This window comes from Sphingopyxis sp., from assembly GCF_035250425.1.
Lineage (GTDB): Bacteria > Pseudomonadota > Alphaproteobacteria > Sphingomonadales > Sphingomonadaceae > Sphingopyxis.
Map to the genome: position 1 here is coordinate 1 of NZ_DATFFD010000215.1, position 12,949 is coordinate 12,949.

The 12,949-nt window shown below is 63.4% G+C and carries 13 protein-coding genes and 2 tRNA genes; 8 read left to right on the top strand and 7 right to left on the bottom strand.

The window, feature by feature from the left end; genetic code table 11:
• The first annotated feature begins 2 nt into the window (after positions 1-2).
• From VJ811_RS12800 to VJ811_RS12810, 3 genes are read left to right on the top strand one after another with little or no spacing between them, the layout of a single operon-like run.
• Positions 3-362: a hypothetical protein gene (locus VJ811_RS12800; protein ID WP_324072903.1), complete on the top strand. Its 360-nt coding sequence runs from the start codon at positions 3-5 to the stop codon at positions 360-362.
• A 37-nt stretch (positions 363-399) separates the two neighbouring features.
• A complete protein-coding gene (locus VJ811_RS12805; RefSeq protein ID WP_324072905.1) occupies positions 400-885 on the top strand; it encodes a hypothetical protein in 486 nt (161 codons plus the stop codon).
• An 8-nt stretch (positions 886-893) separates the two neighbouring features.
• Positions 894-1,499: a DUF3800 domain-containing protein gene (locus VJ811_RS12810; RefSeq protein WP_324072907.1), complete on the top strand. Its 606-nt coding sequence runs from the start codon at positions 894-896 to the stop codon at positions 1,497-1,499.
• A gap of 55 nt (positions 1,500-1,554) precedes the next feature.
• On the opposite strand, the gene rpoZ is transcribed toward VJ811_RS12810, so the two are convergent.
• Entirely contained in the window at positions 1,555-1,899 is a 345-nt protein-coding gene (gene rpoZ / locus VJ811_RS12815; RefSeq protein ID WP_037515032.1) for a DNA-directed RNA polymerase subunit omega, read from the bottom strand.
• Positions 1,900-2,052: 153 nt separating this feature from the next.
• Between rpoZ and VJ811_RS12820 the strand changes: the two genes are divergently transcribed.
• Positions 2,053-3,243: a phosphatidylserine/phosphatidylglycerophosphate/cardiolipin synthase family protein gene (locus VJ811_RS12820; RefSeq protein ID WP_324072912.1), complete on the top strand. Its 1,191-nt coding sequence runs from the start codon at positions 2,053-2,055 to the stop codon at positions 3,241-3,243.
• Here the strand turns inward: VJ811_RS12820 and VJ811_RS12825 are convergent.
• A complete protein-coding gene (locus VJ811_RS12825; protein ID WP_324072914.1) occupies positions 3,240-3,878 on the bottom strand; it encodes a class I SAM-dependent methyltransferase in 639 nt (212 codons plus the stop codon). The two genes, VJ811_RS12820 and VJ811_RS12825, sit on opposite strands and share 4 nt — an antisense overlap.
• Before the next feature lie 146 nt (positions 3,879-4,024).
• Between VJ811_RS12825 and VJ811_RS12830 the strand changes: the two genes are divergently transcribed.
• Positions 4,025-5,341 carry an MFS transporter gene (locus tag VJ811_RS12830; RefSeq protein WP_324072916.1) on the top strand — a complete coding sequence of 439 codons (1,317 nt, stop codon included), beginning with the start codon at positions 4,025-4,027 and terminating at the stop codon, positions 5,339-5,341.
• Here VJ811_RS12830 and VJ811_RS12835 read toward each other — a convergent pair.
• Positions 5,338-7,659, bottom strand: coding sequence for a CDC48 family AAA ATPase (locus VJ811_RS12835; protein ID WP_414711947.1), 2,322 nt, complete (start codon positions 7,657-7,659; stop codon positions 5,338-5,340). The two genes, VJ811_RS12830 and VJ811_RS12835, sit on opposite strands and share 4 nt — an antisense overlap.
• A gap of 143 nt (positions 7,660-7,802) precedes the next feature.
• On the opposite strand from VJ811_RS12835, the gene VJ811_RS12840 reads away from it, so the two are divergent.
• Positions 7,803-8,681 carry a LysR substrate-binding domain-containing protein gene (locus VJ811_RS12840; protein ID WP_324072918.1) on the top strand — a complete coding sequence of 293 codons (879 nt, stop codon included), beginning with the start codon at positions 7,803-7,805 and terminating at the stop codon, positions 8,679-8,681.
• A gap of 14 nt (positions 8,682-8,695) precedes the next feature.
• Here VJ811_RS12840 and VJ811_RS12845 read toward each other — a convergent pair whose 3' ends face one another.
• Together VJ811_RS12845 and VJ811_RS12850 are read right to left on the bottom strand one after the other, a co-directional pair.
• A complete protein-coding gene (locus VJ811_RS12845; protein WP_324072920.1) occupies positions 8,696-10,357 on the bottom strand; it encodes a hypothetical protein in 1,662 nt (553 codons plus the stop codon).
• Between the two features lie 204 nt (positions 10,358-10,561).
• Positions 10,562-10,636: transfer RNA gene (locus tag VJ811_RS12850), tRNA-Thr, on the bottom strand.
• A gap of 118 nt (positions 10,637-10,754) precedes the next feature.
• On the opposite strand from VJ811_RS12850, the gene VJ811_RS12855 reads away from it, so the two are divergent.
• The gene (locus tag VJ811_RS12855) at positions 10,755-10,883 is read left to right on the top strand and encodes a hypothetical protein (protein WP_324072929.1); all 129 of its coding nucleotides are present in this window, start codon (positions 10,755-10,757) and stop codon (positions 10,881-10,883) included.
• Here VJ811_RS12855 and VJ811_RS12860 read toward each other — a convergent pair.
• Complete coding sequence (locus tag VJ811_RS12860) at positions 10,873-11,187, bottom strand: DUF1905 domain-containing protein (RefSeq protein ID WP_324072922.1); 315 nt, start codon at positions 11,185-11,187, stop codon at positions 10,873-10,875. The genes VJ811_RS12855 and VJ811_RS12860 overlap by 11 nt on opposite strands.
• A 4-nt stretch (positions 11,188-11,191) precedes the next feature.
• Positions 11,192-12,340: a peptidylprolyl isomerase gene (locus VJ811_RS12865; RefSeq protein WP_324072925.1), complete on the bottom strand. Its 1,149-nt coding sequence runs from the start codon at positions 12,338-12,340 to the stop codon at positions 11,192-11,194.
• Between the two features lie 129 nt (positions 12,341-12,469).
• On the opposite strand from VJ811_RS12865, the gene VJ811_RS12870 reads away from it, so the two are divergent.
• Positions 12,470-12,560, top strand: a tRNA-Ser gene (locus tag VJ811_RS12870).
• Positions 12,561-12,949: the final 389 nt, after the last annotated feature.

A 12,949-nucleotide genomic window follows, 5' to 3' on the forward strand; every position in this document is an offset into this window, starting at 1 on the left:
TCTTGCCTGCCCTGCTTGCCGCCCCTTTCCTGTGCGCAATGGCGCCGGGCGACATGAGCGTCGCGGCGTTCCTCGCGCGCGCGGCCTCGCTCGAGCGGCTCGGCCCGCTCGCGCTCGCAACCCCGCAAGGCAACCAGCTCAAGGGCGAAGTGGTCGCCGCAGGCAAGCGCTACAAGGCGCGGATCGACGCCGAACGCCGCGCCGGGCGCAAGACGACAAGCTGCCCGCCCGAATCGGGGAGCCTGACCCCCGACCAATGGCTTTCCCACCTCCGCAGCTATCCCGTCGCCGCGCGCAAGTCGGTCAGCATCTATTCGGCGTTCGATGCGTTGATGAAGAAACGCTATCCCTGCCCCGTCTGATGCGTCAAAGGTGCGACCCGGACCAAAGGAGACGGCGATGATCGGCAAAGCGTGGAATGCCCTGGCCTTGGCGGCCCTTTTTGCGGCGGGCGTTCAGCCGGCGGCGGCGCAGGAAACGGGCTCGCTGACCAGCAAGATCGAACTCGAAAAATCGATGCCGTCTTCGGACGGCCAACCGCCGAATAAAACCTATGTTGCGCCCGATGTGGTCGTCCCCGGCGACCGCGTTCGCATCGCGCTCACCTTTACGAACAACGGCACCGCCCCGGCGGCGGGAGTCAATCTCGTCAATCCGATCCCCGATGGCCTGATGTTCGACGACACCGCCGATACCGCGGGTTTCGGCGTTTCGACCGACGGCGGCAAGACGTTCGGCGCGCTCGCGGCGCTGACGGTGCCCGTCGATGGCCCAGCGCCTCGCCCCGCGACGGCCGCCGATGTGACCCATGTCCGCTGGCTGTGGCCCGACGCGATCGCGCCCGGCAAAAGCCGCTCGGTCGCTTTTTTCGGCCGGGTTCGGTGATCCGCTAAATGACCATTTATTGCGATGAATCGGGCGGTCTCAATGCCGGGGCGATGACCTTTTCGGCGGTGATGCTGACCCCCAAGGCAGCAGCCGACATCCACGCGCGCTTTCGCAGCGTGACCGGGCTGCGCGGCGAGCTCAAGGGCAGCCGGATCAGCGTCGTCGAGCGCGCCTATCTGCTCGAACTCTTCGATCGCGCCGGCGGCCGCGCCTGGGTGGCCGTCGCGACACGCGACAAGCTCGCGCAGAATCCTGGAGGCACCCTGCCCAGCGACCTCGCCCTTTATGGCGCGTTGCTCAACAGCGCGGTTGGTCACTGGCTGCCCGAAACGGGCGGTGTCTGCACCGACGTCGTAATCGACGACGGGCGCTATGATCCCAAGATCCTTTCGCATGTGCGCGAAGAAATACAGGCGGGGCTCGGCCAATGGGGCCGCGCGTCGCTGGCCGACAGCAAACGCAGTGACGGGGTCCAGATCGCCGATGTGATCGCGAACAGCCTGTTCAATATCACGGTCGGTTCGCCGCGCGCCTATCGTATCCAGCGGATTATCGAACCCATGCTGGCATCGAAAGCGATCCGCATCGCCGAGTTGACCGACATCGACTGACACAAGAAGGGCCGCAGTTTCCTGCGGCCCCCTTGGTGATCGACTGACGCGACGCTTATTCGAAGTCGCTGCCACCGCCCGCGGGGCTGCGCGGCGGCGCCGCAGCGGTCAGGCGAAGCGCTTCGGCCGAGCGGCTGATCGAGCTGATTTCGTCGGGCGTATCGTCATCGTCGACGACGACCTTCTGCATCGAACCGACCAGCGTTTCCTTGAGATCCTTCGGGCGCACGGTCTGTTCTGCGATCTCGCGCAGCGCGACGACCGGGTTCTTGTCGCGGTCGCGGTCGACGGTCAGCTCCGAACCACCCGAAATCTCGCGCGCACGATGCGCCGACAGCAGAACCAGGTCGAAACGGTTGGGAACTTTGTCGACGCAATCCTCGACGGTAACGCGGGCCATATTATTTCCTTAGATATAGGAGAGGCCAGCCTTTTTGGGGCGTGGCGGCAAGCGCTGCGCGCTAGCAGCCCGGCGGGTCGATGTCAATCAAAGCGGCACGCTCGCGGCGCCCTCCCCTTGCGGCGCGCGCGGCGGCCAGCCTATGAGCGGGTGATGACCGAAGCCTGCGCCCCCGTCGATCTGTCGCCGAGACTGACGGCAGATGTCGCGGGTCATCGGCTGGAACTGATCTTCGACGGCGGCGAGCGGCTGGTGCGGCTGCTCGACCTGATCAACGGTGCCGCGCACAGCATCGACATCATCATGTATATTTTCAAGGGCGATGCGGCGGGCACGCGTATCGTCAACGCCTTGCTGGTCGCGGCAAAACGCGGCGTCCGCGTGCGCGCCGTCATCGACAGCTTCGGGTCGGGCGACACGCCCGACAGCCTGTTCGCGCCGCTGCGCGCGGCGGGGGGCAGCGTCACCTTCTTCTCACGCCGCTGGCGATCGACCTACCTGATCCGCAATCACCAGAAACTGATGCTGATCGACGACCACATCGCGGTCACCGGCGGATTCAACATCGCCGACGATTATCTGAGCCCCCCACGCAGCGATTGCTGGTTCGACATCGGGATGGTCGTCAAGGGGCCGAGCGTCGTGCGTGCGGCGCTATGGTTCGACGAAATCCATGATTACACCGTCAACAATGACGGCAAGCTGCTGATGTTGCGGCGACTGATCCGCGAATGGCCGATCGACGGCGGTGCCATATCCTGGCTCGTCGGCGGTCCCACCCAGCGGCTGTCGCCCTGGGCGCGCGCGGTGCGCGCCGACCTCGAAAACGCGCGCCAACTCGACATGGCGATGGCCTATTTTTCGCCCGGCCAGGGTCTGCTGCGACGCCTTGGGCGCGTCGCAAGGCGCGGGCGGGCGCGCTTCGTGATGGCGGGCAAATCGGACAATGCCGCAACGATCGGTGCCTCCCGCCTGCTCTACGGCTATTTGCTGCGTAAATCCGCCGATGTCTGTGAATATCAGCCGTGCAAACTGCATATGAAACTGATCATCATCGACGACGTCGTCTATATCGGATCGGCCAATTTCGACGTGCGTAGCCTGTTCGTGAATGTCGAGGTGATGGTGCGGATTGCCGACGCGGGCTTTGCCCGGCAGATGCGCGGCTTCGTCGCGGAGATGCGGTCCGATTGCGAAATCATCACACCGAATTCGCACAAGGCACGCGCGGGTTGGCTGACACGAATCCGCTGGACGCTCGCCTGGTTCGTCGTCGGCGTCGCCGATTATACGGTGTCGCGGAAACTGAACTTCGGGCTCGGCGACCCCGACCCGGAAGTTTAGTCCTTCCAGCCCCAGAACAGGAAGCAGGGCGGGACATTGACCCATTCGAACGCATTGTCGATGCGATTGAAGTGGACGGCCAGGAAATCGCGCGCGCGGGCGCGGAACTGATAGACAAGGAAGGCGCCGCCGGGGCGCAGCACGCGGTGCGTCGCGGCAGCGATGGCCGGACCGACGCCGACGGGCAGCGTCGAGAAAGGCAGGCCCGAGAGAACATAATCGGCCTTCTCGAAACCGTGCGCACGGACGATTTCCTCGACATCGGCGGCCGATCCGTGGACCGCGATGAAGCGGCTGTCACGAATGTCCTTGCGCAGATAGTCGATGAAATCCTCATTGGTGTCGATCGCGATCAAGGTCGCATCGCCCGCCATATGCTCGAGCACGGGGCGGCAAAAGGTGCCAACGCCGGGGCCATATTCGACGAACAGCTTCGTGTTCTTCCAATCGACGGGGCGCAGCATGTGGCGGATCAGTGTCGGCGACGACGGGACGATCGATCCCACCATGACCGGATGCTTGATGAAGCCGCGAACGAACATGCCCCACGGCCCGAAAAAGCGTTTGAGGCCCACGCGCAGCCGACGGGCAAGCGGGGCTTTTGTTTCTTGGGCCTGCGCCCGCGGATTGGTCATGATGGCTTTCGCGTTGTTGCGGTTACCAAAGGCGTGGCAAAATCGGCGCCGGGGCGCAAGGAAAAGTCTGTCTTGACTCTGGACAGACAGGCACTCGCGTGTAGGGAGAGGCGGCGTTACCGACCAAAGCCAAGGAGGGGGCGAACATGGCGACGACATCGCATTCCATCCCCTCCGACCGTATGGCGGTGCTCTTTGCGGTGATGCTGGTCGCCGCCGCGGGCAACACCGCGATGCAGTCGATCCTGCCCGCAATCGGAGCCAAATTGCGCATCCCCGACGTATGGGTCAGCCTGGCGTTCAGTTGGTCGGCGCTGCTCTGGGTGCTCACCGCGCCGCATTGGGCGCGCCAGTCGGACAAGCGCGGCCGCAAGGCCTTGATGGCGCTGGGCGTCGTTGGTTTCCTGTCGTCAATGGCCTTGTGCGGGTTGACGCTCTGGGCCGGACTTCAGGGCTATCTCGCCGCAGGCGTCACCTTTATCGTGTTCGCGGTATTTCGCAGTCTCTACGGCGGCTTCGGCTCGGCGTCGCCCCCCGCAGTGCAGGCCTATGTCGCCGCGCGCACCGATCCCGAGCAGCGGACGCAGGCGCTCTCGCTCGTCTCCTCATCCTTCGGGCTCGGCACCGTTATCGGCCCGGCGATCGCGCCCTTCTTCATCCTGCCGATCGTTGGTCTCGCCGGCCCATTGCTCGTCTTCGCGCTGATCGGCCTTGCCGTGCTCGTCATGCTGCGCTGGCGCCTGCCCGACGACATGCCGCGCTATGCCGCGCGCGGCGCGATCGTTTCCTATCCCACCACGGGTGGCTCACCGCAGACCGCCGCCGAAGAAGCCGAGGACCAGATCCTCGATCAGACCGCCGACACCCTTCCCCTTCGCTGGACCGATACGCGCGTCCGTCCGTGGCTGCTCGCCGGACTGTTCGGCGGGCAGGCGCAGGCGATGGTGCTCGGCGTGATCGGCTTCCTGATCCTCGACCGCCTGCACCTGCGTCTGCGTCCCGACGAGGGCGCCGCAATGACGGGAATCGTGTTGATGGCGGGCGCTTTTGCAACGCTGCTTTCGCAATGGGGTCTGATCCCGCTGCTCAAGATGTCGCCGCGTACTGCTGTGCTTTGCGGCGCCAGTCTCGGCGGAATGGGGACGGTGATGACGGGGTTATCATATGACTTCCACGGCATCATCATCGGCTTCGCGCTGGCCTCGCTCGGCTTCGGGCTGTTCCGTCCCGGCTTCACCGCAGGCGCATCGCTATCGGTGCCGCGCCGCGACCAGGGCAGCGTCGCCGGCATGACGGCATCGATCAACGGATCGGCCTATATCGTGTCGCCCGCAGTCGGGGTGCTGCTCTATAACTGGCACCCGATGGCCGCCTACGGCCTGATGGCGGGCTTTTGCGGCTGGCTGGTCCTGTGGGGCTGGTCGGCGCTGAAACCGAAACAGCCCAAGGAACGACAGCTTTAGTCGGTGGTATCGTCGTGCTTGCGTTCGCGAACGGGCTTGAGCATGCCAGGCGCGAAGAAGCCGATCGGATCGACACTCATCGCGGCCTGCTTGATCTCGCCCTGGATCTTTTCATAATCCTTTTCCATCGCCTCGGTCACCGAGGCGCGGGTGTCCTTCAGCGCTGCCTCGAAATCCTCCATCGTCACCGTGTCGCTGTCGAGCGACCTTTTGAGCGCGGCAAGCCCTGCGCGCCGCGTCAGATCCTCAAGGTCGGCGCCGGTGAAACGATCCGACCTTTCCGCGAGCGCCGCGAGGTCGACATCCTTCGCGAGCGGCATTTTTCCGGTCTGGATTTCGAGGATGCGGCGGCGCCCCTCCTTGTCGGGCACAGCTACATAGATCAGTTCGTCGAGGCGTCCGGGGCGCAGCAGTGCGGGGTCGATCAGGTTCGGGCGGTTGGTGGCGCCGATGACGACCACCGACTGCATTTCCTCGATCCCATCCATCTCGGCGAGTATCGTGTTCACGACACGCTCGGTCACCTGCGGTTCGCCCGATGTGCCGCTGCCCCGCGCGGGCACCAGGCTGTCGAGTTCGTCGATGAAGATGATCGTCGGCGCAACCGCGCGCGCGCGGGCAAACAGGCGCGCGATCTGCTGCTCGCTCTCACCATACCATTTGGACAGCAAATCCGACGACTTGATCGAGATGAAGTTCGCATCGGACTCGCGCGCCGCCGCCTTCGCCAGCAGCGTCTTGCCGGTTCCGGGGGGCCCATAGAGCAGGAAGCCCTTCGCCGGTCGAATGCCGAGGCGGCGGAACGCCTCGGGGTTTTTCAGCGGCAGTTCGATCCCCTCGATCAGCTTGTCGCGCGCGGCGTCGAGACCGCCAATGTCGCTCCAGCGCGTCTTCGGCGCCTGCACCATCACTTCGCGCATCGCCGACGGCTGAACCCGCTTCAGCGCATTGTTGAAGTCCTCGCGCGTCACGCGCAAATCTTCGAGCACCTCGGCGGGGATCGTCCCTTCGGCCAGATCGAGCTTGGGCATGATGCGCCGGACCGCCTCGATCGCAGCTTCGCGGGTCAGCGCCGCCATATCGGCGCCGACGAACCCGAAGGTCGTCCGCGCGAGCTCGGCGAGGTCGACATTCTCGGCCAGCGGCATGCCGCGCGTGTGAATGCCCAATATCTCGCGTCGTCCGCTCTCGTCGGGGACACCGATCACGATCTCGCGGTCAAAGCGGCCCGGACGCCGCAGCGCCTCGTCAATCGCGTCGGGGCGGTTTGTTGCAGCAATGACGACGAGATTGGTACGCGGTTCGAGCCCGTCCATCAGCGTCAGCAATTGCGCGACGAGCCGCTTTTCGGCCTCGCCTTGCACTTGCCCCCGCTTCGGCGCGATCGAATCGATCTCGTCGATGAAGAGGATCGACGGCGCCGCTTTCGCCGCAGCCTCGAAAATATCGCGCAGGCGCTTCTCGGATTCGCCATAGGCGCTGCCCATGATCTCGGGTCCGTTGATCAGGAAGAATTGCGCTTCGCTTTCGTTGGCAACCGCGCGAGCAAGCCGCGTCTTGCCGGTTCCCGGCGGGCCATGCAGCAACACGCCGCGCGGCGGATCGACGCCGAGGCGGCGGAACAGTTCGGGATAGCGCAGCGGCAGCTCGACCATCTCGCGCAGCTGGTCGATAGTCTCGCCGAGCCCGCCAAGATCGTCATAGGTGACGTCGGTGCGGCGCGCGTCCTGCGGTTCCTGATATTCGGGAAGCAGTTCGATTTCGGTATTCTCGTCGATGAAGACGATTCCCTTGGGCGCCGCCGACACGACAAGCAGACGCACTTCGGCGAGCGCGTAGGCGGGCGCGTTGAGCATCTGGCGAAGCTGCGGCGGCATGTCGCCCGACTCCAGCCGTTGCTGTCCGGCGGTCGCAACTGTATCGCCCGCAACGAGCGGACGGCCGAAAAAGCTGCGCTTCAGGGCGTTGGCCGATCCCTGCAGGCGAAGATTCTCCTGCGCCGGAGCGAAAACCACGCGCGTCGCGGGGCGCGTCTCAACGCGGCTCAGCACGACCATATCGCCTGCACCTGCACCGGCATTGGCACGCTGCAAGCCGTCGAGGCGGATGACTTCCAGCCCTTCATCCTCGGCATAGGGAAGCACGACGCGCGAGGCTGTTTCCCGTTTGCCGCTGATCTGGACGATATCGCCTTCGGTGACGCCAAGTTCGGCCATTGCGGAGCGCGGGATACGGGCGATTCCTCCCCCGCTTTCTTCGGCACGGGCATTCGCCACCTGCAGTTTAACCTGTTTTTCTTTTACCGCTGCGTCGGCCAAGGCGTGTCTCCCGCAAAATAGTCAGAATGCCGAAGATAGGATGGTCGTTCCCGATTTGCGACCCCCGGCACCACAGTCGCTTATGACGCACTGCACAAAATTCTGGCATGTCCGGCAAGCTCATGTCATCATCGGCGACCGATATGCCACGCCTTCCCCCCATCAGCAGCATGGAGGCCTTTCTGGAGGTCGCCCGCCACGGCACGGTCAAGGCGGCCGCGATCGAACTCGGCCTGTCGATGCCCGCGCTGTCGCGCCGCATCCAGACACTGGAACATACCGTCGGCCGCCCGCTGTTCAACCGCCACCACCATGGGCTCAGCCTGACCGAATCGGGCCGCGCGCTGCACGAACAATTGTCGCCGATTCTTGACGAGTTACGCAATGTGATCGAACAGGTCGGCAGCCCAGACGCCTCGTTGCGACTGCACCTCAACGTCCTGCCGCTCTTCGCGCAGCAACGCCTGTTCCCCCGGCTTCCCGAACTGCGGCGCCAGCACCCCGAACTGCATATCGACATCGACACCATGTCGCATGCCGAAGCCCGTCTGGGGGACGGCATCGATGCCGCGATCGCCCTCGCGCGTTCGATCGACCCCGTGCTCTATGCCGCACGGCTCGATCAGGACAAGGTGTTCCCGATTGCCTCGCGAACGCTGACCGACGGCGATCGAGTGATTACCGTGCCCGAACAGATGCAACGGATGACCATCCTGCTCCACCGCGAGATGCCGGAGACCTTCGCCGAGTGGAAGAAGGCGGTCGGCATGCCCTATCTGGAGCCGGCCGGAATCGACTATTTCGATTCGGGGCCACTGATGCTCGAAGCCGCGGCGCAGGGCATCGGCGTCGCTTTCATGCACGGCCATCATTTCGACGACGCGCACGATCCGCGCCTTGTTCGCCTGTTCGATTTCGACGTCGACAGCCCGTACAGCTATTGGTTTGTCTGCCGCCCGCGCGCGCTGCGTCAGCCGGCCGTCAAGCTGTTTCACGACTGGTTGTTAGCCGCTAAAATATAGAGACCGAGACCCTATCAGACAAAGCCGACCCGAACCGCAACGCGGACTCGTTCGCCTACCCGCAAGCCGCCGCTTTTCGTAACCAGAATCTGGATCGGCTGGCCGGGGCGGAGGAACTCGGCCGTCTTTATGGATTTCCGGACCCGAATTGCAAAATTGGGCGACACGCGCGTCAGCCTCGGCTTCAGATTCTGCGAAACGCCGTTGACGAACACATCAGCCTCAATCGTCCCTTCGTGGCTGCCGGGAGATCGAACACTCCCCGTGATCGTAACACTCTCGACCCAGGAATTGCCCTCGGGGATAGTCCAGCCGCCCTGAACCGGCGACATATGCGATGGATCGAGCCACTGTTTGCCGTCCGTCGGGGAAAGCTCCATCTCATAGAAATAGGTCTCGTGCCTTGCCGCAATGGAATTGCTGACATCCTCGATCGCCCGCTGAAATGCGTTCCCGGTGCCCATGGTCAGAAACGCCGTTACGACCCGGCAGTTTCGAGCCCCGGCGGCGAACGTGACAAAGTCTTCGGCATGCGCCGATCCCTCATAGGTTACATTGTCCAATCGGATCGAGAGGGCTCTCGTTTCGGTGTAGGTAATGCTGTCGCCCGGTGCAAAGGGATACGGCAGGCCATAGGGAAGAATGACATCGCCGGTCGCCGTGTCGAGCAAGATGACGGGGAGCGAATATCCCGCGTTGGCACCCGTATTGACCATGACGGCCCCGGAACCGTCCAATGTTGTTCCCGCCAGCCCGCGAACGTTAAACCCGCCCGCTCCCGTTCCAATAAGCTTCGTGATCGGACCGGTATAGCTTCTCGCGCCATGGCCGAAACGAATTGCCGCCTTGTAGCAAATCTCCAGATTGATGTTGCTGCCGACCATTCCGGAGGCACCACGAATATCGAGCCCATAATCGACCGACGCGATATGGCGCAAATTGCTGAATATCCAGCGGTTCGGCGCGATACTTCCGGAAACGGGCAAGGACTCGAACAGGATACCGATCCTCCCGTCCCCCGGTACGGGATTGCTTCCGCCCGATAAGCGAACATTGTCCACAACCCCATAATATGGACATGGAGGGTCATCCTGACCCTTCACATGGATTCCGACCTGCCCACCTTCCAGCAGGTCGATCGACGTATCGCGGAGCAGCGGGCTGTCGCAGTTCTGGAACGCAAACGCCGTGCGCCCCTTACCCGAAAGGCGGATATTGCCTCCCGTCACGCGAGGACGAGCAACGGCCTGATCCGCACCTTTCGTGCCCCAGCCATATGAAAACAATCGTTCGGCGGGGCTCGCCTCGATCCACGTTCTCCGCAGATCAAGGTCCACCTCATCGGTAACCGCGTAGCTGCTGGTGCCGAGATTCATTTTCATACCGGGAAAGGTGATCGTGCCTCCCGGATAGGACCTCCGTGCAATCGCGGTGAGGGCGGCGGCAAGCGCGTCTCCATCATCCACCTTGCCGTCTCCCCGAGCGCCAAACCGCTGGGGCGTTATCGCCATTGAATTTTGATCTTCGGCATATGGGACCGTTCCGATGCCGCCCGCCTCGCTTTCCGCGGCCATGGCCGAGACGGCTCGTTTCGGCAGCAGAACGGGCGTAGCCGCGGTGAGCGCGGCAGCGCCGGCGATAAGCCGGCGTCGGCCGGGATCATGGCGATCGGACATGAGGAGAACTCCCTTCGGTCGCCATCATGCACCAGCTGGCACAAGGCACCAACTTCCAATCAGATGGTCTGCTAAAAATTGCGGCGAAGCAGCCGGACGTACGCCGATGTTCCATCCCGAACGATACGCCACAAAATATTCGTCGCCGAGGCCCGAAATGCGGAGAGGCATAGGTGCGGCGGCAATAGCCGGCACGTTAGAAAATGGTGCTGCTGGACAGGATTGAACTGTCGACCTCGTCATTACCAATGACGCGCTCTACCACTGAGCTACAGCAGCAACCGGAATGCCGGCAAACGGATGTTCGCCGGGCAGGCGCGGCCTATGACGGGGCGCCTTGCGCCTGTCAAGGTGCGAGGCTTGACGATAGGGCGATTTCGCGGGCATGGCTCACGGCGTGAGCAAGACACCCTCCCCCGCCGACGTAGAACGCGAACGCCGTCTCGCCGAAGCGCTGCGCGCCAATCTGCGCAAGCGCAAGGCGCAGGCGCGCGATAGCAAGGCCGAAACGCCGCCTAAAGACTGACGGTCACCGTCACGTCGTCGCCCTCGGCGATCCCCTCGGCCTTTCGCACCATCGCCTTGACCGGCAGCAACCAGCCGCCACTTTCCTTGTGCGGAAAGACCGACGTCTTCCACCGCGTGTCACCAATATTCGCCTCGACACGCGCCGACCCGAATCCCTTGCGCCCGTCGAGCCACTGGCCGGTCATCGCCGCCATGCGAATTCCGTCGGCGGCCTCGCCGGCGATGGTCACAAAGAACCATGCTGCGGGCGCGGTCGCCGACTGCCAGCGCCAAAGCGGCGTCGTGACGGTGAAATCCTCCAAGGAATTACTTCGCGGCGACCGGGCGTACCGGCACCGGAATGTTGCAGATATCGGCGCCGCCCGCCGGCGTGATGAAGAAGGGATCGCGCCGGTTTGCGCGCGCATCGACATATCGGCCGAAGCTGAGGCTGTCGGACAGATATTCAAACCGCGGCTGGTCGGCGGCCGGCAGTTCACTGCCAAGACGTACCGACTTGATCGGCACTCGCTCGGCGGCACTCTTGTAAAAGCCGAGCGCCTCGGTCCCCCGCGGGAGGCTGGCCAGGAATTCTATGCCGCTGATGACACGCCCGACCAACGCGATATTGCGATCGAGATGGCGCGGTGCGTGCCCGATCACAGCATAAAGCTCGGCGCCATTTCCGGTGTCTGGCGACATGTTCCGGCCGACTCCAACCATCGCGTAACAATGGACAGGCCAAAAACGCCAAAGTTCGTCGTTGACCTGCTCCCCGGCGACCGGCCATCCCTTGTGAATTTCAACCCAAGGCGCATAAGCGTCCCTTTCGTGCCAGCCGTCAGGGGCTTTGGCCGTGCGGGTTGAATCGATCGAGAGTTGCGCGCCTTTCGAGCGAGCGTCGATTTCTAACTGATAAGCTTCTCTCAGCGCAGGCAGTTCAACGCGCAACTTTTCGAGATCTGCCTTGCTACGTCGCGAGCTTGATTTGGCCGCAAGGTCCGCTTCGGTCCGCTGAAAAGCGAGTTGCGCCGGGCCGTCGGTCGGGGTCGTCGCGGATGGCACCGCAGCAATTGCGTCCGACGTCGTCACATACTCACTCTCCGGCACGACGACCAACCCCTTCGGCAGCACCTTCTTCTCGGTCGCATCGCCCCATTGCGCGACATAATTGTCCTGCACGCGGTTGACGCTCGTTCCGTCCCACCAGTGTGCGGCGGCGAGCTTGCGGATATTGCCGATCCACCCCTGACTGAACGGCGCGGGCATCAGCTGGATGACGACGCGGCGCGCTTTGCCCCTGGCGTCGGGCGCGAGGTCCATCACCAACAGGTCCGTCGGTGCAATGGCGATCCAGTCGCTCGCCGGCGCCGCAGCGGCGATCTCTCCCGGCGATGGGATCGGTGCAGGCTCCGCGCCATATGCGGGAAGGATGAGCGACGCGGCCAGGGCGGCCGACAGGAGCAGATGTTTCATAGCCGATGTCTGCCATGCCCAATCGGCTTGCGAAAGCCCTGCCAAGCGATTAGGGCGCCCGTTCCAGAGCGAATTGGTTAAGCATCCGATTCACGCTTCGTGCTTTGCGCGAAACGACCGGGTGCATGCGGAGCGGTGGCCGAGTGGTCGAAGGCGCTCGCCTGGAAAGTGAGTATACGTCAAAAGCGTATCGAGGGTTCGAATCCCTCCCGCTCCGCCACCCGAACATCCGGTCAAATCGGCGCGATCCCCGAGAGCCCTCCGCATTTCGCGCGGTCAAAGGTCAAGCAGCCGTTGCCCCATTTGCGATTGAAAATATCAAAATCCGGGCGCGATATATTAGGGTCAGGACCCATTAATTACGCGATCGAGGTTTGAAGCGATTTTGTTCAGTGCGAGGAGGCAAGGCGCGGGAATATGTCGGTATTTCAAGACTTGCCGACGACGCAATGGACAAAATCGATCGAATCCCGAAGGGACGCCGAAATGGCTTCGATCTTGGGTCCGCGCGACCTTGCGGGTAGCGATGCTACCCGCTGCGGCCACCCAAACCCAATATCTTCGCCATTTCGACGCCTCGATCGTGCAATTAATGGGTCCTGACCCTAG